Below are 18,236 nucleotides of genomic sequence, written 5' to 3' on the forward strand. Positions count from 1 at the left end.
AAGAACGCGGGGTCTCTGGTACGTTTCCGGACAGCATGGGAATTCGAGCGCGCTTTTCCGCCGCGACGCGCACCGCCGTCGGCGCGACGGCGGCCCTTCTCGCCTAGCGCGACGACGGCCCTTCTCGCCGGCGGCGCCTCGCCGAAACAGAGCCAATCGACAAAAACGTGTCCTCGGGGACGTCATTTTGTCGATTGGCTCTGTCTGGGCGCCGGGGCATGCCCGGTTACGACCGGCCGAAGAACCGCCTCAGCAGCTCGGGATAATCCCGCGCCATCAGGTCCTCGTCCAAGGCCGCGCCGAGCCGCACGCGCTTGCGCTCCGTCGGGACCATGCCGAGAAACGCGCAGCCAGCCCGCAGCGAAGTCTCGTAGTCCCGCCGCGTGTCGCCCACGAAGACGGTCGTCTCCGGGCGGCCGCCCATCAGCTCGAGGACGCGCTCGACGCTCCACGTGCTGGGCTTCAGGCGCTCCGGATGCGCGCCGTCCCGGCCCACCACCGGAAGCCGCCCGATGGACAGGCGATCGAGGAAGGCGTCGACCGCGCGGGCGGAGTTGTTGGTCGCCACGCCGACCCGATACCCCGCGGCCCTCCAGAAGTCGATGGCCTCGGCCACGCCCGCGACCGCGGGGCCCGTCCCGGCGGCCAACACCTCTGCGTCGGAGAGGACCTCGTCTGCCTTGAGCAGGGCCTCCGCACGAGCCTCAGGGCGGTCGGCGGTCTGCGCCAGCACGGCGTCGAAGGCATCGAACGCATCCAGTGCCTCGTCGAAGTCGATCGAGAATCGCCTGAGCTCCTCATGCATCCTGCGCCTCGTCGCCGCGAGGTCATGGTTCTGGAAGAGCAGGCACATCGTCCCGTCAAAGTCCAGAACCACGCTTTCGCAGCCCGTGCGGTCAACCCTGAGGTCCACGGCCTACCTCCCCTCTCCCTCGACGTCTTCCGGCGAGATCGGGGCCACGAGGTCGCGCTCCGAAACCTCGCGCAGCACGCGACAGGGCACGCCGGCCGCGATCACGCCGGCAGGCACGTCGCGCGTGACCACGCTTCCCGCCCCGATCACGCTGCCGTCCCCGATGGTGACGCCGCCGCAGACGGTCACGTTGGCGCCCAGCCAGACGTTGTTGCCCAGCGTGATGGGGGCCGAGGTCTGGATGCCCTCCTCACGCTGGGCGGGATGCACCGCATGCCCCGCGCAGGCGAGCACGCAGCCGGGAGCGATGAACGTGCCCTCGCCGATGTTGATGGGAGAGGTGTCCAGGAACGCGCAGTTGTAGTTCACGAGCGCGAAGCCGTGGAAGTGAATGTTGAAGCCGTAGTCGCAGCGGAACGTGGGCTTGACGTTTGCGCGCGGGTGCCACGTGCCGAAGAGCTCGGCCAGGATTTGAGCCCGTGCCTCGGTGTCCGCCGGGTCCAGCTGGTTGAAGCGCCAGCAGAGACGCTGAGCGCGTGGCTGCAGGTCGTTGGGCATGTCGAGGTAGCTCACGGCGTACGGCGCGTCTGAGCGCATGAGGTCGAGCGCGGTCATGGGGGTCCGTTCTTCTTGGCGTGTCCGGCGCGGCCATTGTACAGCGCGCTGCGGGCGACGTAACGGCAGGCGTATCATTGGCGCAGGAAGACAGGTGAGCCACGACCAAGGAGGAGTGACCGAGATGGAGTTCAGGGACGTCATCGCCAAGCGCTACTCGTGCAAGAAGTACGACGAGACCCGTCAGGTGGAGCCCGGGGCGCTCGAGAAGATCCTCGAGGCGGGCAGGCTCGCCCCCACCGCCAAGAACCTGCAGGAGCAGCACGTCTACGTGCTCCAGAGCTCCGAGGCGCTCGCCATCGTGGACGAGCTCACGCCCTGCCGCTACGGCGCGCCCACGGTCCTGGCCGTGGCCTTTGACGCCACGAACGTCTACACCTACCCCGGCGGCGCGCGCGACTCAGGCATCGAGGACGCCGCGATCGTGGCCACGCACATGGTCCTGGCCGCATGCGACGCGGGCGTGGACAGCTGCTGGCTCAACCGCTTTGACCCTGACGTTGCCAAGGAGCGCCTGGGCCTGCCCGAGAACGAGGAGCTCCTCATACTGCTCGACCTCGGCTACGCCGCCGAGGGCACGGGACCGCTGCCCAACCACGAGAGCCGCAAGCCTCTTTCGGAGACGGTGACGTACCGATAGGGGCGAGCCCAACGAGATTGAGAGATACCATGGATAGGCGCATCAGCTCCCAGCAGGCAGAGGACATCTTCGACGAGGGCGGGGACGTCCTTCCCTACGCGGATGATTCGACCTTCGAGCGGCCCCACCAGTCCCCGCGACGTGTGAGCGTTGACATGAACGAGCCCATGGTCGTCCGGCTTGACGGCTACGCGAGCGAGTATGGCGTCACGCGTCAGTCGCTCATGAAAATCTGGCTGGCGGAGCGTCTTGACGAGGAGGACGATCACAAGGCGAGAAGAACGGCGCGTGCCTCACGCTAGGAGGCGCGGAGGGCGGCAGCGCCCCCTACTCCTCGTCCGGCTGCTGGCCGTCGTGGGCATCCCAGACGCACGGGCCATAGTCGAAGCCGCCGAAGCGCGCCGTGAACGACGAGTCCTCTGGAGAGCACGCATAGACGCCAAAGCTCACCGTGCCCGTCGCCGCGGCCAGGTGGCAGATGCGCATCTGCGAGAAGGCCACGCCGTCACGCGAGCACTCGATGCGGAAGTCGTCCCCGCGTCGAGAGAGCCGATACCACATCTGACGCTCGTCGGCGGGAATCTCCGTCGTGGCCCAGTCGGACCAGCCACCGTTGGTGACCACGCTCCCCAAGTGCTGAAAGCGGTCGTTCTCGTACTCCACGGACGCCTTGAGCCAGTTCTCGGAGTCCAGGTACACCACGATCCCGCACTGGTCGAAGCGGTGGTGGCTCTGCGAGAAGTCCGTGCGCACCGTGAAGCTGAAGTACTTCTCGCCCGTGCGCGCCTGGAAGACGGGGGCGTTGTCGTTGCGGAAGTGGTAGTAGGTGCGCTGCCAGAGGTCAGTGCGCGGGAGCGTGGTGACCTCGAGCGCCCCGTCGCGCGCCACGCAGGCCGCCGGCTCTCGCGTCCAGGTGAAGTCATCAAGGCTCATCGCCGCCATGGTCGCCCCCTCGCCCTCATGTCCTTTGGGAGATTGTACCGCTCGTGGGCGACGACGGAGCGACGGGGGGACGGAGCGCCGGCAAGGGCTCCGTCCCCCGTCACGTCAGGAGGCTAGAAGGCCTGGACGGAGTCGCCGAAGGTCTCCCGGAGGTACGCCGCGAAGTCGTCGCCCTTGAGGACCTCGACGAGCGCCGCGACGCACTCGTCGTCCTCCAGCTCGGGGCGTGTGGCGATGATGTTGACGTACTGCTCGCGCACGGCCGTGGAGTCGGCGTTCTCGGTCGCCACGGCGTCGGCGAGCGAGAGGCCCGCGTCGATGGCGTAGTTGCCGTTGATGATGGCAAAGTCCACGTCTGCGAGCGTGGAGGGCAGGACCGCGGCCTCCTGCTCCACGATCTCGATGCCGTGGGGGTTGTCCGTGATGTCGTTCACCGTGGCGGTGACGCCGGCAGCCTCGTCGAGCGTGATGAGCCCAAGGTCCTGCAGCAGGAGCAGCGCACGGCCCTCGTTGGTGGGGTCGTTGGGCACGGAGATCGTGGTGCCCTCGGCAACGTCATCGAGGTCGTTCGAGCGACCGGGGAAGACGCCGAACGGCTCATAGTGGATGGCCCCGACGTTCACGAGGTCGGAGCCGTTCTCCTCGTTGTAGTTGTTGAGGTAGTTGATGTGCTGGAAGTAGTTCGCGTCAAGATCGCCGGAGATCACGTCCTCGTTGGGCTTGAGGTAGTCGGTGTACTCGACGACGTCGAGCGTGATTCCCCGCTCCTCGAGGCGCGGGGCGGCGAAGTCGTTGAGGATCTCCGCATGCGGACTCGGAGAGGCACCGATCCTGAGCGTCCCGTGCTCGTGCGCGGGCTTGCCGGCATCGCATGCCGCGAGCGAGCCGGCGGCCGCAAGCGCGAGGGTGGCGAGAAGGGAGCGGCGGGAAATGTTAGCATAAGCGAACTTCATGGTTCTTCTCCTTACTCGGTAAAGTGGGGACGTCCCCCACATGAGCATGAATGTCTGGTGTTCTAGCCGTTGGTGCGGTGGTCGACGCGGCGGGCCAAAAGGTCGCACGCGCTCTGGATCAGCTGCACGATGACCACGAGGATGACCACCGCGGCGATCATGACGTCGGACTGGTAGCGGTAGTAGCCGTAGCGGATGGCGATGTCGCCCAGGCCGCCCGCGCCCACGGCGCCCGCGATGGCGGTGTAGCCGAGGACCGCGATGAGCACCACGGCCACGCCGCGCACCAGAGACGGCAGGGCCTCGGGCAGGAGTGCCGAGAAGACCACGCGGGGCACCGAGGCGCCACAGGCCTCCACGGCCTCGACGCTCTCGCGCGGGACCTCGGCGAGCGACTGCTCGACCATGCGCGCGATGAAGGGCGTGGCGGAGAGCACGAGCGGCGGGATGGTGCCCAGGATGCCCGAGCCCGTGCCCATGATGAGGCGCGTGAGCGGGATGATCGACACCATGAGCACGATGAACGGGAAGGAGCGGCAGATGTTGACCGCCCATCCGAGCACGGCGTTGAGCGCGCGCATGGGACGCAGCGACCCCGGCGCGGTGAGGTAGAGGACCACGCCCAGGGCGATGCCCAGGACGTACGAGATGAGCGTGGGCACGAGCAGCATGACGAGTGTCTCGCCGGTTCCCTGGAGCAGCAGCTCGCCGTACTCGGCGAGGAACTCTGAGAGGTTAGGCATCCCAATCAACCCTCTCCAGAAGAACCTTGGCTGCCTGCGACTGCGGGTCGGCAAAGACGTCGGCGACGCTCCCCCGCTCCACGACGTGCCCGCGCTCGAGCACCACGACGTTTTTGCAGATCTTCTGGACCACGCCCATCGAGTGCGTGATCACGATGACCGTGACGCCGGTCTCGCGGTTGATCTGGCGCAGGAGCTTGAGGACGGTGTTGGTGCTCGCGGGGTCGAGGGCACTCGTGGCCTCGTCGCAGAGGATGTACTCCGGGTCGCACGCGAGGGCGCGGGCGATGGCCACGCGCTGCTGCTGGCCGCCGGAGAGCTGGCTCGGGTAGGAGTCGGCACGGTCGGCCATGCCCACGAGGTCAAGGAGCTGGAGGGCGCGCTCGCGGTTCTCGGCCGTGACGCGGCCCGTTGCGGCCAGGTACGGGAAGCACACGTTGGCGAGCACGGTCTTCTGGGACAGAAGCCCGAAGCTCTGGAAGATCATCGCCACGCGACGGCGGTACGCGCGAAGCGCCGCGCCGGTGAGCCCGGTGACGTCCTGGCCGTCCACGAGGATCTGGCCGGAGGTGGGCTGCTCGAGCAGGTTGATGCAGCGCACGAGCGTGGACTTGCCGGCGCCGCTCATGCCGATGATGCCCACGACGTCGCCGTCGGCGATGTCTATGGAGACGTCGTCGAGGGCGTGGGGCGCATCCGGCTGCGCGCCATAGGACTTGCAGAGGTTCTTGATCTGGATCATGCGAGAGCTCCGCTCGATGAGTGGGATGGGTCTGGGCGGCCTCCCGCCGGAGGCAGCCCGCGAGGGCGCCCGGTCTCCTAGCGCCCGACCTCGCGGCATGGCGCGTCAGAGTGCCCGGGCTTGGGCATCTGCATGACCACCATGGCCATCATCGAAGTATGTGCGGCAGCAATGTTCATGCGGGCTACCTTATCAGCCCGCTCGCGGGGGCGAGAAAGACGTAACATTCTTGCAAAGTGTTACGACAGTGCCGGCGAGAGGGCAGCGGACCCCCCTACCGCACCGTGGCGCCAAATGGCAGCAGGGCGAGCTTGGCCATCTTGAAGAGCTGCAGGCCAAACGGAATGCCCACGACGGTGACGCAGAAGAGGGCGCCTTCGACGAGGTAGCAGAGGGCCGACCACCAGCCGCCGAGCAGCACCCAGACCACGTTGGCCGCGAGCGACGGGGCGCCTCCCCCGTACTCGATCGTCTTGCCGAAGGGCGCGAGCGTGAGGGAGGCCATCTTGAACGCCTGCCGGCCGAGCGGGATGCCGATGATCGTCACATAGCAGATCACGCCGGTGAGGAAGAACCCGAGCGCCGTGACCCAGCCTCCCGTGAGGATCCAGATGATGATGAAGACCACGCTGAGGCAGCCCATGTCGCTCCTATCGAACGTCCTTCTCGATGCTCGAATTCCTACCCGTCAGGCACCGACGCCAGTCACCCTCCACGAATTATCGGCGCCGCACCACTCCCCCGCGCGGCGACGATACCGCAAGAGGGCGTCACAGCATGCACTCTGCGACCGGACGAGGACGACTCCCCAGATGGCGTCTGGGGAGTCGCGCAGAATGCGTGCTGCTATCTCCTCCGCGCCCTCACGTCAGCGTCAAGGCCCGCGCGCCACGAGTCGCCCATCGCCGAGCCAGGCGCGCCGGAGCGCACGTTCGCCACCGCCATCGCCATCGCGCTGTAGAGCACCTCGGTGCCGCGCCCGTCCGCCACGTAGTCCGCCGCGCGCTCGCTCGCAATGCCGAGGTGAGACGCCTCCGCGGCCGCATCGATGTTCGCCCCGATGAAGAGGAACTCCCAGCCCCGCTCACGATGCTGCTCGATCATCTTCTTGACCTGCGGATACGTGAAGCGTCGGCTCGCGTTTTCCATGCCGTCCGTGGTGATGACGAAGAGCACCCTGTCCGCCGCGTGACCCCTTGGCTGCACGCGCTGGACAAGGTCGACGTGCCCGATGGCGCCACCGACGGCGTCGAGCAGGGCCGTGCAGCCGCAGCAGCGATAGTCGGCGCGCGTGAGCGCGGGGACCTCGCGGATGTCCAGCCGGTCGTGCAGGACGCGTGAGCCGTCCGAGAAGAGAATCGTGGAGACCGTGGCCTCGCCCGGCTCCTCTCGGTTCTTCTCGATGAGGCTGTTGAAGCCACCGACGGTATCTGCCTCGAGCCCCGCCATCGAGCCGCTCGCATCGAGGATGAAGACGATTTCCGTACGCATTGCTACCTCCTTCGTCGTGGTCATGCCCTACGACTGGGAGGTTACGCGTAGCGGCAACACGAGAGGTAAACCACGAGGCGACATTCGCTCGCCGATGGCCCACGCACCGGCGGCCTACTGGGAGCCGAGCAGCGGCTGATCGAAGGCGAAGAGGGCCTCGTTCACGGCAATGACGTCATGGACGCCGCGCATGAGGTAGAACTCCACGATCACGTCGAACTTGCTGCTGTGCGAGAGCGCGAGGCCGGCGCGGGCGAGAAGCTCCCGCGTCTGAGGGAGCGTGAGCTCGAGCGCCAGGGCGAGGGCCACCGCAGTGGGCTTGGTCGGCTGGTAGTCCGCTCGGGACCGGATCTTGGAGAAGAGCTGCCGGCTCAGATTGGCCCGCCGATAGACCTGGGCGTCGGTGAGCCCGCGCTCGTCAATCAGGGCGAGAAGCGCCTGCGAGAAGGACGCGTCGAGGTGCGACAGCCGTTCGGCGAGCTCGTCCGAGGCGGGGGCGAACGCCATGGGCGCGCATGCCGTGTACTTCCGCCCCGCCGCCGTGGACGGCAGCGGGGCACCGAGGGCCTCGAGCTCCCTCTGGCGGTCGCGCAGGAAGGGGCTCGCGTCAACGTATGCGTCGTCGACGAACTCGCACAGCTCGCCGATGAGCGCCACGCTCTCCGCGACCACGTCGCGCGAGAAGACGACGAGCGTGGCATCCACGTCAGGATGCGCGTCGAGAAAGGCCTGCGCCTCGGCGCGCGCGACGTCGAGGGCCTCGTGCACGGGGCAGCCGAAGACGCCGGCGGAGATGAGCGGGAACGCGACGGAGGAGGCACCAAGACGCGCAGCCTCGGAGAAGGCGCTCCGGTAGCAGCTGCGAAGCAGGTCCTTCTCGCCCCGCACGCCACCCCGCCAGACGGGCCCGACGGCATGGACGACCCAACGACAGGGAAGGTCGAACCCCGGCGTGGTCACGGCCTTGCCCGCGGGGCAGCCGCCGATCCGCGCGCACGCCTCCGACATGCGGTCACGCCCCGCGCCGGCAAAGATGGCCCCGCACACGCCGCCGCCCTCCATGAGCCGCTCGTTGGCAGCGTTGACAAGCACGTCCGCGCTCACGCGCGCGATATCGTCGCGAACGATGGAAAACGGCATGGCGGTCCTCCCTCGCAGAGCGGGCGTTGGGCATCGCGACCCCTCACTCGACACTATACCCCGCCCCCCTTGGGCGAGGTGGTGCGCGAGGGGCACGAATAGTCAAGCGTCCTTACGGAAGGATTGCCCACGCGGGACCAACCCTAACGAGAGCCGAGGAACCCTGACCCACAGAAGACCAGGGCGAGAAGGGCAGCTTACGGACGCGCTCAAAAATGAGGTGAGTTTTGTCCATGGGACGCGACCAAAGGGGGACGCATGGAACAGGGCACGGAGCAGGGCACGACGGGCGGGGTCTCCCGCCGCGGCTTCCTCAGGCTGGTGATGACCGCGGGCCTGGGCCTCGTGGCGACGGGGGCCGCTCAGCCGGGAATCGCATGGGCCGACGAGACGGGCCTCTCGCGCGAGGGCGTAAGGGCGCGCCTTCTCACTGGGTCCGACCTGCACGTCAACAACAACACGGGTGCCGAGCCACGCGACGCCGACAAGAAGCTGCAGTTTGCCTTCGACACGATCTATGAGATCGACCCGCAGCTCGACGCGTTCTGTCTGGTGGGCGACCTCACCGACAATGGCAGCAACGACCAGTACGAGCGCCTCATGGCCCTCATCAACGATGGCGGCGCGCACAACGCGGGCTACGCCGACGGCACGGGACACACGCAGATGATCCTCTGCCAGGGCAACCACGAGACGTACAACTGGGGCGTCACCCTCGCGCGCTCCGTCTTTGAGGACCGCACCGGCCAGGCGGCGAACAAGGTCGTGGACGTGAACGGCGTGCGCGTCATCACGATGGGGCCCATCGGTGCGAGCGACGGCGACTACCGCCCCAACTACGACTGGTTCAAGCAGCAGCTCGAGGAGCAGGGCTGCGATGACGGCGTGCCGTTCCTCGTGCTGACCCACCACCAGATGCGCGGGTCCTCCTACACCTCGCCCGAGTGGCACGGCAACTTCGGCCAGGGAGAGGCCAACGACTTCCAGAAGCTCATGGCCCAGTACCCCAACCTGATCCAGGTCTCCGGACACAGCCACGCCACGCTGGAGGACGAGCGTTCCATCAGCCAGGACCTCGGGTTCACCGCCATCCAGGACTCCACGATCGGTGCCTACTACGAGAACGAGACCGGCAAGGTCGACCCCGACTCCGGCAACGGCGCCTCCGTGCCGCCGCAGACGGCCGACGTCTTCACCCCGGGCACCAGCCGTCAGGAGGCGTCGCAGGTCGTCCTTCTCGACTTCATGGAGGACGACACCGTGCGCGCCTACCGCATCTCGCTCGTGCGTTCCCGCGCCGAGGGCGAGGGCGTCGTCTACCTGTACGAGCCGTGGGTCATCGACCCCAGCGACATGACCGCCTACACCACCGCGCGCGAGTCCACCGCCGCCCCCACCTGGCCCGCGGGCGCCGAGGTCACCGTCGACGAGGTCACCAACACCTCCGCCAAGGTGCACTTCCCCGCCGCCCAGCCCGGCTCCGAGCGCGGCGATGACATGGTCCACGAGTACAAGCTCGTCGCCGAGGCCGATGACGGCTCGACCGTCACCAAGCGCATCTTCGGGGACTACTACCGTCCCGCCGCGTACATCCGCAACTCCTGGGCCGTCGCCTTCAAGGGGCTCGTCGCCGACACCACCTACACCATGAGCGTCTACGCCCAGACCTCCTGGAACAAGGAGGCGGGCTCCGAGGGCTCCGGCACCTGGGCCGGCAGCACCGAGCCGGCGCCCAACTCCACCTCCCCGGCCATCGTCTCGGCCGCCTTCACCACCGGCTCCGCGCCCGTGACCCCGCGCGCGATCCTCGACATCGACTACCGCGAGGGCGTGACCGAGGACGCCATGGGCCACACGCCCAACCGCGAGCAGGGCATGGGGCTCGTAGAGGACGAGGAGATCGGCTTTAAGGCGCTCGAGGCCAACGGCTCCACCGGCTGGGGCTACCGCCTCTCCGCCACCGACTACGACCAGTTCGTCGGCGCCTCCACGCACGAGTGCTACTTCAAGCTCGTCGACAACCAGACCGACCAGTGCCTCTTCTCCAACCAGCAGAGCGCCGGCGCCGGCTTCGAGGTGGAGAACGGCAAGATCGAGTTCTGGTACAACAACGACCAGGACAGGCGAATCCTCGGCACCCCCGTCAACACCGACGAGTGGGTCCACGCCGTCGCCACCTATGACGGCACGAACGTCACGCTCTACGTCAACGGCGAGCAGGCCGACCAGGCGAGCGCCGGCAAGATGACCGTGCCGAGCCCCGACCGCTACTACGTCTGCTCCGACGTGAGCACCTCCAACATGCCGGAGATCTGTGCCAAGGCCGGCACCCGCGTCGCCTTCGCGCGCCTCTTCCCCTACGCCATGACGGCCGAGCAGGTCAGGACCGCCTACGCCGCCCGCCTGCTCCCGCCTGCGCCGGAGAAGCTCCTCGACGTCGACTTCGCCGCCGTCGAGCGCGCCGCCGGCATCGCGGACGCCGCCGGGCACGAGGCCGTCCACCCCGAGCTCGCCGCGACCGCCGTCATCGCCTACGACGAGGCCCTGGGCCAGAACGTCTTCGAGTGCGACGGCAAGAGCGCCTTCGGCTTTGCGTTCGACCAGGACGACTACACCTACCTCGGCAACGAGCACGCCCTCGAGTGCGTCTTCATGGCACACGACCTCGACTCCGACCAGTGCTTCATCTCCAACCAGCAGAGCTCCGGCGACGGCCTGGAGATCGCCGGCAACAGCGACACGCACGGCAAGATGGCCTTCTGGTTCAACTCCAACGGCTCCGGCACGCCCAAGCCGGCCGGAGCGGTGACCGCCGACGTCTGGCACCACGCCCTCGGCGTCTACAGCTGCGGCAAGGTCCGCATGTACATCGACGGCAGGCTCTGCGAGGAGGCCGACGCCAAGGGCGGCCTCGAGGTCCCGCCCGAGAACTGCCGGAACTACTACGTCGGCGCCGACGTCTACACCGGCGGCGGGGCGCAGCTCTTCACCAAGCCCGGCACCAAGATCGCCCGCGCGGCCATCCTCTCCAAGGCCCCGTCCGAGGACGAGATCAAGGCCATCGCCGCCGGCTTCCCGCTCGACCCCAACGCCGAGCCCGACACCGTCACGGTGAGCTTCGCCTGGGCCGGCAGCCTCGCCCCCGAGGGCGCCGCGCTGCCCGAGGACATGACCGTGGAGAAGGGCTCCTCCGTGACCCTTCCCGCCTCCCCCGCCAAAGGCGAGACCGTCAAGGGCGAGAAGGACGGCGTCGCCGGCACCTGGACCTTCGGCGGATGGGACCACGAGGACGGCTTCCTCGCGGAGGGCAACGTCATCGTGAGCGGCACCTGGGCCTTTGTCGCCGACGAGGTCATCCCGGTGGTCGACAAGACCGAGCTCCAGAACAAGGTGGACGAGGCCGCCTCGCTCATCCAGGGCGACTACACCGCCAGCTCCTGGGCCGCCTTCGCCGCCGCCCTCTCGCAGGCCAACGCAGTTCTCGCCAACCAGGGCGCCAGCGAGAAGGACGTCTCCGACGCGCTCGCCTCGCTCGACGCCGCCCGCAACGCGCTCGTGAGGAACTCTGGCACCGGCTCTGGCACCGGCAGCGGCTCTGGCACCGGCAGCGGCTCTGGCGCCGGCTCTGGCACCGGCTCTGGCACCGGCAGCGGCGCCGACTCCACCGGCAAGAGGCCGAGCTCCGGCACGGGCTCCGGCTCTGCCGTCCCCGACACCGGCGACGCCACGTCGATGATCGGCTCCGTGGTGGGCGCGCTCGGCGCCCTCTCCCTCGGCGGCGCCGGCATCCTCTCGGGCATCAGCCGTCGCCACGCCAGCGACGACGTGATCATCTACGACGAGGACGACGCCGACCTCGTCGACTAGCGTGACGCAGGGGCGGGGCGACGGCCCCGCCCCCCACGCATCACTCCCCAGATTCACCGAGACAGAGAATCCGGACAGAATCGACCTCCTAGGAGGCGATTTCTGTCCGGATTCTCTGTCTCGCTAGTGCTGGGGTACGGCGGGGACGAGGCAGCGACGGCTTTCCCGCCTCGCTCGCTACTCCGTGCGCGTCTGGACGATCGAGCCCACGATGGTGAGCGCGATGGTGCCCACGAGAATGGGGGTCGCATAGGCCGCGGCGAAGTCCCCGCCCACGAAGGCCGTGAGGGAGTCGAAGGTCGCGAGCGCGTCTCCTGGCACCGCGCACGCGGCGAGCTGCCCGAAGGCCAGCACAGTGGCGAGCACGTTGGGCACGAGGAAGGACGAGCCCGCCCAGGCGGTGCCGAAGCGCACGGCGGCATCGGCCCAGTGCACGGCCGCAAGACCGAGCAGGACGCCCGCCACGACCATGATGATGCCGAGGTAGTCGGTCGTCTCCTGGGGCAGCAGTATGGTGACGATGAAGCCGAGCGCCGCGCCGGCCAGCAGACCGACGATGAAGACGCCCGCCTTGTAGGCGTACTTGGAGAGCAGCGCGGCCACCACGCCGAGCGCCGCGCCGATCGCGAGCGACACGGGCGAGGCGTCCGTGGAGCCCAGCGCCACGTTGAAGACGCCGATGAACACGAGCACGCCGAGCAGCACGTAGAAGAGCCTCTTGCCGAAGAAGCACGCCGCGGCGCCGGCGGCGATGTTGACGAGCAGATAGAGAATGACGAACTCCATGCGCTTCCTCTCCGCGAGAAGGACGGTCACGGGCGAAAAACAGAACTATTAATTATAGCCGAGAAGAACGGGATGCCCCTCAACGCCCGCTTGACCCGCCCTTGTCAGGGACGTCGCCGCCAGGAAGGCCGTCCGGACGAACCGGGACCGCACCAGAGTCGGCGGGAGTCGCGTCCGACCGGACGTCCTTCTCGCCAGCCGCGTCCTTATCGCCAGCCTCGGCGCCGGCGGCGCAGGGACAGGCGCGGACCGGTGCCCACGAGAGCGCGTAGACGACGCCGAGCGCGGCCGGCACGACGGGCGCCACCAGGGCGAGCGAGAACATCGCCAGGAAGGGAGAGAGCCCCATCCAGTCCACCGTGAGGGCAGGCACCAGGGAGAGCGCCACGTTGCCGAGTACGAGCGCGGTCGCCACGCGACAGGCCGTGCGGGCGGGCGCGGGAATCGCCATGTCGCGGCGACGGACCCACACGAGGCCGCCCACCACGCCGACCGCGTACAGGACGCCGGGGAGGGAGTACGCCAGCAGCGCCCGCAGCGAGGGGTCCGTCGACGAGTACGTGGAGCCGTATGCGGAGCCGTACACGTACGAGGGGGCGCTCCCCAGGCGCGAGAAGACGAGGAGCATGCCAAACAGGACGATCACGAGACCCCAGGCGACGAGGTTGATGACGTAGGACCTCTGCTTCATGGCGACCTCCCCGTCCGAGACCGGCAGACCATCGGGATACCACCAGTATTCCCGTCGGGCGATGCGGGCCGCCGGCACATCGCCCAGCGGCTACTCCGCGCGCTCGTCCGGCAGGTGCCTGGAGAGCGGCCCGCGCTTGGCGGCGTCGACCGGCGCGATGCCCAGCGCGTACAGGAACCCGAAGAACATGACCATGATCGGCGCCACCATCGTGACGTAGACGACCACCACCGTCGGGATCATGAGCGCCCCCGCGGTGTCCGGCGCAAGCGCGGGCACCGCGGCGAGCAGCACGAACGCGAGGACGAGCAGCGCCAGCACGAGGCAGGCCGTCCGGGAGACGCGCCCCATCCTGATGCGCTTGAACCACACGAGCAGAAGGCCGATGAGCGCGCCGATCGCATAGAGCAGCAGCGGGGACGCGAGAACGACGCCCAGCTGCACGAGCGCGGAGTCGCCGATGGCGGCGGAGACGACCTCGAAGTCGGTCATGTGGTACCACGCGAGAAACGCGACGGACGCGGCCGCCACGACGACCCACGCGGCAAAGTTACCAATGAACGTAGTTTTCTTCACGACGTCCTCCCTCGACGCGCGTCGGGCTATGCTTTCCCCACGGCGCAACGACAGCGTGCAACGTGAGCATTATACCCGCGTTGCGCACGGCCCTCGTCAGCGGGGAGGAAGCATGGCACACGTCAGGGAAGCCGTGACCAGCGGAATCGAGAAGGTCAAGAAGCGCTACACGCTCGGCGAGGAGATCGCCAACTCCGTCAGCCACGGCGTGGGGGCGCTGCTCGCCATCGCCGCGCTCGTGCTGCTGATCGTGGTGTCCGTCTCGCACGGCGGCGGGGTGAGGCTCGCGGCGGCCCTGCTCATGGGCATCTCGCTCATCATCGAGTACCTCTTCTCCACCCTCTACCACGCGCTCGCGCCCGAGAAGGCCAAGGCCGTGTTCCGGGTCCTCGACCACTGCGGCATCTACCTGCTCATCGCCGGAAGCTACGCGCCCTTCTCGCTGATCACGCTCGCGGACCGGGGAGGCCTCGCGCTGTGCGTGGCCGTGTGGGCCGTGGCGGTGGTGGGCATCGTCGCCGAATGCCTGCTGCGCGAGCGTCAGCCCGTCTGGCTCACCGCGCTGATCTACGTCCTCATGGGATGGCTCGTGGTCTTCCACATCGGCGACCTCTGGGAGCTCCTGCCGCCGCCCGCGTTCTGGCTGCTTCTCGCCGGCGGGCTCAGCTACACCGTGGGGGCGCTTCTCTACGTCTTCAAGAAGGTGCGCTACCTGCACTTCGTCTTCCACCTGTTCACGCTCGGCGGCAGCGTCTGCATCACGCTCTCCGCCCTGCTCTTCGTGGTGTAGGGCGCCCCGCCCGTCCTTCTCGCCCGTCCTTCCCGCCCGCCCTTCTTGTCGGGCACGTCCTGACAGGCCGCTCACCCAGACAGAGCGTCCGGACAAAATCCTCCCCGCGCGGGGGCGTTTTTGTCCGGACGCTCTGTTTCGGCGCGCAACGGGGCGCGGCGCCCGCCGCCATCCTCGGGCGGAACCCGCGCTAAGATGGACGGCGAGAAGAACGCACGCGCCGCGGCGCACGACGTCAGGAGGGCACATGGTGGACGAGCAGTTCAAGCAGCAGGTGGACGCCTACGTGGACGAGGTCTGGGAGGACGTCGTCGCCGACATCGACCGCCTCGTGCGGCACGAGTCCGTGGAGGACCTCTCCGCCGCCGAGCCCGGCAAGCCGTGGGGCCCCGCCTCCAACGCCGCGCTCGTCGAGGCGGAGCGCATGGCGGGGCGCCTGGGCCTCGAGGTCACGGACGTTGACGGCTACCTGGGCTTTGCCGACGTCCCCGGCGCCTCCGGGCCCGAGCGCCACATCGCCACGATCGCCCACACCGACATCGTGCCGCTGGGCCTTGGCTGGAACTTCCCCGCGCTCGAGGTCACGCGCAAGGACGGCTACCTCGTCGGGCGCGGCGTGCAGGACGACAAGGGCCCCTTCGTGCTCTCGCTCTACGCCGCCCACTTCTTCCAGCGCCTCGTCGATGCGGGCCAGGAGCTGCCGTACACGCTCCGCTGCATCATCGGCAACAACGAGGAGACCGGCATGGGCGACGTGCCGTACTACCTCGAGCGCTACCCCGAGCCGCTCTTCTGCTTCTCCCCCGACGCCGACTTCCCGCTGATCTGCGGCGAGAAGGGCCTCTACCAGGGACGCTTCACCTCCGGCCAGGTGGCCGGCGAGATGATTGTGGAGCTCGACGGCGGCACCGTGCCCAACGCCATCTGCGGCCAGGCCACGGCCGTCGTCCGCGCGGACGCGGCGTCGCTGCCCGCCGCGGAGCGCATCGCCGTGGAGCCTGCCGGCGAGGGCCTCGCGCGCATCACGGCCACCGGCATCGGCGGCCACGCCTCGATGCCCGCCGGCACCGTCAACGCCATCGGCGTGCTCGCGCGCTACCTGCTGGCGCAGGGCCTTGCCGGCGAGGGCGAGCGCAGCTTCCTCGAGCTCCTGGTCACCCTCACCGAGGACGCCTACGGCCGCGCCTCCGGCATCGCCGCCGCCGATGACAAGTTCGGCGAGCTCACCTGCGTCGCCGGCACCATCCGCACCGTCGACGGCCGCTTCGTGCAGACCGTGGACTCGCGCTACCCCACCACCACGACCGGCGAGGCCATCACCGCGCGCCTGAGCGAGCTCGCCGCCGCGCACGGCTGCTCCTACGAGCAGACCTCCGGCGACGCGCCGTTCTACATCAGCCCTGACAGCCCGGAGATCCAGGCGCTTCTCGCCACCTACGCCGAGTACGCCGGAAAGCCCAACGCCCAGGCGTTCACGATCGGCGGCGGCACGTACGCCCGCCACTTCGCCCGCGCCTGCGCCTTCGGCCCCGGCGACTTCGACCCCGACAAGCCCGCCTGGGTGGGCAGCGAGCACGGCCCCGACGAGGCGGTCTCCGAGGAGGCCCTGCGCCGCGCGCTCAAGATCTACATCGTGGCAATCGCCCGCCTGATGGAGCTCGAGCTGTAAAAAGGGGACAGGTTTTTTCTCTCAGAGAAAATGGGACAGGTCTCAGAGCGGTCGCTCCGGGGCCTGTCCCCTTGCTGTTGTGCCGCATGACAGAGGGGACGGGGCGGTGACAGAACCTCCGCCCCTTTCGCGTTACGCGCGCATCTCCTCGGTGTCCTCAGCGATGTCGCGCGCGATGCGGTGAAGCTGGCGGTCGTTCTCCAGCGCGTCGGCCGTCCTCTCCGGCAGATAGACCGAGAGGCGCCCGCCGAGCGTGCGGAACGTGGCCCAGCCCTCGGCGTCCACCACCACGTCGTCCTGCTCGCCGATGACGCAGCTCCAGGTCTCGCCGGCGTGGCCCACGCCCACGAACATGCGCTTCTCGCCGCCGGCGCGGTCGGTGAGGACCACGGCCACGCCGCTGCCCGGATGCTCGGCGTCGCCCTCGCGCGTCCAGCCGATCACGTCCGGCGCGTCCAGGAAGTCGTGCTGAGGCCCGTAGGCGAGACGGCGGCGGATCTCCATGAGCAGCGGCAGCTCGCGCACCGCGGGGATGTTGCCGTCGTTGGGCATGCCGTAGAGGTCGCCGTAGAAGACGCAGGGGTAGCCCGCCTCGCGCAGGAGGATCAGCGCGTAGGCGGCGGGCTTGAACCACGTCTGGACAAAGGACTGCAGCGCCTGGCCCGGCTGCGTGTCGTGGTTCTCGGCGAAGGTCACGGCATGCACCGGGTCGCGCTCCACGAGCGTGCCCGAGAAGATCTTGGAGAGGTCCACGTCGCCGTTCGAGCAGCTCGCACGGTAGAGGTTGTAGTGCAGCGGCACGTCGAAGAGCGAGAGGGCCTTCTCGGCACCCAGGTAGGCCGTGAGCTCGTCCGCCGTGCGACCCCAGTACTCGCCCACCGTGAAGAGCTCGCGCCCCGCGTGCTTGCGCACGGCGTCGAGCCAGCGCAGGTAGAAGCCGCGGTCGATGTGCTTGAGCGCGTCCAGGCGAAATCCGTCCAGCCCGCAGGCGTCCACGTACCAGCAGCCCCAGCGCACGAGCTCGTCAAAGACGCGCGGGTCGTTCACGTCGACGTCGGCGCCCATGAGGTAGTCGTAGTTGGCGTTCTCCGTGCGGTCCACGGCGCTGTCCCAGTGCTTGCCGTCAAAGAGGAAGATGGCCTTGCGCTTGGCGCGGTCGTCCCAGTCCACGCCATGGAAGCAGGTCCAGTCCCAGGTGAAGTCCGAGTAGGTGCCCGCGCGGCCGGGGAACGAGAAGCGCGTCCACGCGGAGATGGTCTGCGCGTCCCCGAGCACGACCTCGCGGTTGTTGGACTGCACCTCGCACGCGACCACGTCCTCGCAGCCGTCCGCGCCGAGCCGCTGATTGAGCACGATGTCCGCGAGCGCCTGGATGCCGTTTGCCTGCAGCGCGCGCACCGCGGCCTCGTACTCCGCGCGGGTGCCGTACTTGGTGCGCACGGTCCCCTTCTGGTCGAACTCGCCCAGGTCGTAGGTGTCGTAGACGCCGTAGCCCACGTCCTCGGCGCCCTTCTCGGCCTTGTAGGCGGGCGGCAGCCAGACGGCGGTGATGCCCTGGTAGGCGAAGTCGGCAGCCTGCTCGGCGATGCGGTGCCAGTGCGAGCCGTCCGCGGGCAGGTACCAGGAGAAGCCCTGGAGCATGGTTCCGTTGGTCATGAAAGTCCTTTCTGGTGACGTG

Annotated in this window: 17 protein-coding genes and 2 pseudogenes; 5 read left to right on the forward strand and 14 right to left on the reverse strand. The window is 68.5% G+C overall.

Annotated features, from left to right (window positions below; genetic code table 11):
• Window positions 1–226: 226 nt before the first annotated feature.
• The 3 genes and pseudogenes from ACULPM_RS00655 to ACULPM_RS00665 form a co-directional block, all read right to left on the reverse strand.
• Complete coding sequence (locus ACULPM_RS00655; RefSeq protein WP_445330887.1) at window positions 227–913, reverse strand: HAD family hydrolase; 687 nt, start codon at window positions 911–913, stop codon at window positions 227–229.
• Window positions 914–1,026: 113 nt separating this feature from the next.
• Window positions 1,027–1,132: pseudogene (locus ACULPM_RS00660) on the reverse strand (DapH/DapD/GlmU-related protein); the annotation flags it as partial.
• A 240-nt stretch (window positions 1,133–1,372) separates the two neighbouring features.
• Window positions 1,373–1,672 (reverse strand): annotated as a pseudogene (locus tag ACULPM_RS00665) (maltose acetyltransferase domain-containing protein); the annotation flags it as partial.
• On the opposite strand from ACULPM_RS00665, the gene ACULPM_RS00670 reads away from it, so the two are divergent.
• Window positions 1,653–2,168 (forward strand): nitroreductase family protein, encoded by a 516-nt coding sequence (locus tag ACULPM_RS00670; RefSeq protein WP_445330888.1) that lies wholly within the window; start codon window positions 1,653–1,655, stop codon window positions 2,166–2,168. The pseudogene ACULPM_RS00665 and the gene ACULPM_RS00670 sit on opposite strands and share 20 nt — an antisense overlap.
• A gap of 29 nt (window positions 2,169–2,197) precedes the next feature.
• Window positions 2,198–2,470: a type II toxin-antitoxin system BrnA family antitoxin gene (brnA, locus tag ACULPM_RS00675; protein WP_445330889.1), complete on the forward strand. Its 273-nt coding sequence runs from the start codon at window positions 2,198–2,200 to the stop codon at window positions 2,468–2,470.
• Between the two features lie 25 nt (window positions 2,471–2,495).
• Here brnA and ACULPM_RS00680 read toward each other — a convergent pair whose 3' ends face one another.
• The 7 genes from ACULPM_RS00680 to ACULPM_RS00710 form a co-directional block, all read right to left on the reverse strand.
• Window positions 2,496–3,110: a DUF1349 domain-containing protein gene (locus ACULPM_RS00680; RefSeq protein ID WP_286163301.1), complete on the reverse strand. Its 615-nt coding sequence runs from the start codon at window positions 3,108–3,110 to the stop codon at window positions 2,496–2,498.
• Between the two features lie 113 nt (window positions 3,111–3,223).
• Window positions 3,224–4,063, reverse strand: coding sequence for a MetQ/NlpA family ABC transporter substrate-binding protein (locus ACULPM_RS00685; protein ID WP_445330890.1), 840 nt, complete (start codon window positions 4,061–4,063; stop codon window positions 3,224–3,226).
• A gap of 62 nt (window positions 4,064–4,125) precedes the next feature.
• Window positions 4,126–4,806, reverse strand: a complete 681-nt coding sequence (locus ACULPM_RS00690; protein ID WP_445330891.1) for a methionine ABC transporter permease — start codon at window positions 4,804–4,806, stop codon at window positions 4,126–4,128.
• Window positions 4,799–5,548 carry a methionine ABC transporter ATP-binding protein gene (locus ACULPM_RS00695; protein ID WP_445330892.1) on the reverse strand — a complete coding sequence of 250 codons (750 nt, stop codon included), beginning with the start codon at window positions 5,546–5,548 and terminating at the stop codon, window positions 4,799–4,801. Before ACULPM_RS00695 ends, ACULPM_RS00690 begins: the two co-directional genes overlap by 8 nt.
• Window positions 5,549–5,822: 274 nt before the next feature.
• Window positions 5,823–6,191: a YccF domain-containing protein gene (locus ACULPM_RS00700; RefSeq protein ID WP_445330893.1), complete on the reverse strand. Its 369-nt coding sequence runs from the start codon at window positions 6,189–6,191 to the stop codon at window positions 5,823–5,825.
• A gap of 203 nt (window positions 6,192–6,394) precedes the next feature.
• Window positions 6,395–7,039, reverse strand: a complete 645-nt coding sequence (locus tag ACULPM_RS00705) for a vWA domain-containing protein (RefSeq protein WP_273448083.1) — start codon at window positions 7,037–7,039, stop codon at window positions 6,395–6,397.
• A gap of 114 nt (window positions 7,040–7,153) precedes the next feature.
• Window positions 7,154–8,179 (reverse strand): macro domain-containing protein, encoded by a 1,026-nt coding sequence (locus tag ACULPM_RS00710; protein ID WP_445330894.1) that lies wholly within the window; start codon window positions 8,177–8,179, stop codon window positions 7,154–7,156.
• Window positions 8,180–8,437: 258 nt separating this feature from the next.
• Here ACULPM_RS00710 and ACULPM_RS00715 point away from each other — a divergent pair, with 258 nt between their 5' ends.
• On the forward strand, window positions 8,438–12,046 hold the full coding sequence (locus ACULPM_RS00715) for a LamG-like jellyroll fold domain-containing protein (RefSeq protein ID WP_445330895.1): 3,609 nt from the start codon (window positions 8,438–8,440) through the stop codon (window positions 12,044–12,046).
• 177 nt (window positions 12,047–12,223) lie between these two features.
• Here the strand turns inward: ACULPM_RS00715 and ACULPM_RS00720 are convergent, their stop codons facing one another.
• The 3 genes from ACULPM_RS00720 to ACULPM_RS00730 form a co-directional block, all read right to left on the reverse strand.
• Window positions 12,224–12,832, reverse strand: a complete 609-nt coding sequence (locus ACULPM_RS00720) for a hypothetical protein (RefSeq protein WP_445330896.1) — start codon at window positions 12,830–12,832, stop codon at window positions 12,224–12,226.
• A gap of 79 nt (window positions 12,833–12,911) precedes the next feature.
• Window positions 12,912–13,523: a hypothetical protein gene (locus ACULPM_RS00725; protein WP_445330897.1), complete on the reverse strand. Its 612-nt coding sequence runs from the start codon at window positions 13,521–13,523 to the stop codon at window positions 12,912–12,914.
• 90 nt (window positions 13,524–13,613) lie between these two features.
• Window positions 13,614–14,099 (reverse strand): hypothetical protein, encoded by a 486-nt coding sequence (locus tag ACULPM_RS00730; protein ID WP_445330898.1) that lies wholly within the window; start codon window positions 14,097–14,099, stop codon window positions 13,614–13,616.
• Window positions 14,100–14,211: 112 nt separating this feature from the next.
• Here ACULPM_RS00730 and trhA point away from each other — a divergent pair, with 112 nt between their 5' ends.
• On the forward strand, window positions 14,212–14,889 hold the full coding sequence (gene trhA, locus ACULPM_RS00735) for a PAQR family membrane homeostasis protein TrhA (protein ID WP_445330899.1): 678 nt from the start codon (window positions 14,212–14,214) through the stop codon (window positions 14,887–14,889).
• Window positions 14,890–15,136: 247 nt separating this feature from the next.
• On the forward strand, window positions 15,137–16,558 hold the full coding sequence (locus tag ACULPM_RS00740; protein ID WP_445330900.1) for a Sapep family Mn(2+)-dependent dipeptidase: 1,422 nt from the start codon (window positions 15,137–15,139) through the stop codon (window positions 16,556–16,558).
• A gap of 132 nt (window positions 16,559–16,690) precedes the next feature.
• Here the strand turns inward: ACULPM_RS00740 and ACULPM_RS00745 are convergent, their stop codons facing one another.
• Window positions 16,691–18,214, reverse strand: a complete 1,524-nt coding sequence (locus ACULPM_RS00745) for an alpha-amylase (RefSeq protein WP_445330901.1) — start codon at window positions 18,212–18,214, stop codon at window positions 16,691–16,693.
• Window positions 18,215–18,236 lie beyond the last annotated feature (22 nt).

This window comes from Thermophilibacter sp. ZX-H3 (genome assembly GCF_052599055.1).

Bases quoted from the DNA above. Each gene is read 5' to 3' on its own strand.
- ACULPM_RS00745 (WP_445330901.1), bottom strand. From the start codon at position 18,214: ATGACCAACGGAACCATGCTCCAGGGCTTCTCCTGGTACCTGCCCGCG.
- ACULPM_RS00740 (WP_445330900.1), top strand. From the start codon at position 15,137: ATGGTGGACGAGCAGTTCAAGCAGCAGGTGGACGCCTACGTGGACGAG.
- ACULPM_RS00715 (WP_445330895.1), top strand. From the start codon at position 8,438: ATGGAACAGGGCACGGAGCAGGGCACGACGGGCGGGGTCTCCCGCCGC.
- ACULPM_RS00720 (WP_445330896.1), bottom strand. From the start codon at position 12,832: ATGGAGTTCGTCATTCTCTATCTGCTCGTCAACATCGCCGCCGGCGCC.
- ACULPM_RS00685 (WP_445330890.1), bottom strand. From the start codon at position 4,063: ATGAAGTTCGCTTATGCTAACATTTCCCGCCGCTCCCTTCTCGCCACC.
- ACULPM_RS00725 (WP_445330897.1), bottom strand. From the start codon at position 13,523: ATGAAGCAGAGGTCCTACGTCATCAACCTCGTCGCCTGGGGTCTCGTG.
- ACULPM_RS00705 (WP_273448083.1), bottom strand. From the start codon at position 7,039: ATGCGTACGGAAATCGTCTTCATCCTCGATGCGAGCGGCTCGATGGCG.
- ACULPM_RS00680 (WP_286163301.1), bottom strand. From the start codon at position 3,110: ATGGCGGCGATGAGCCTTGATGACTTCACCTGGACGCGAGAGCCGGCG.
- ACULPM_RS00670 (WP_445330888.1), top strand. From the start codon at position 1,653: ATGGAGTTCAGGGACGTCATCGCCAAGCGCTACTCGTGCAAGAAGTAC.
- trhA (WP_445330899.1), top strand. From the start codon at position 14,212: ATGGCACACGTCAGGGAAGCCGTGACCAGCGGAATCGAGAAGGTCAAG.
- ACULPM_RS00690 (WP_445330891.1), bottom strand. From the start codon at position 4,806: ATGCCTAACCTCTCAGAGTTCCTCGCCGAGTACGGCGAGCTGCTGCTC.
- brnA (WP_445330889.1), top strand. From the start codon at position 2,198: ATGGATAGGCGCATCAGCTCCCAGCAGGCAGAGGACATCTTCGACGAG.
- ACULPM_RS00700 (WP_445330893.1), bottom strand. From the start codon at position 6,191: ATGGGCTGCCTCAGCGTGGTCTTCATCATCATCTGGATCCTCACGGGA.
- ACULPM_RS00710 (WP_445330894.1), bottom strand. From the start codon at position 8,179: ATGCCGTTTTCCATCGTTCGCGACGATATCGCGCGCGTGAGCGCGGAC.
- ACULPM_RS00695 (WP_445330892.1), bottom strand. From the start codon at position 5,548: ATGATCCAGATCAAGAACCTCTGCAAGTCCTATGGCGCGCAGCCGGAT.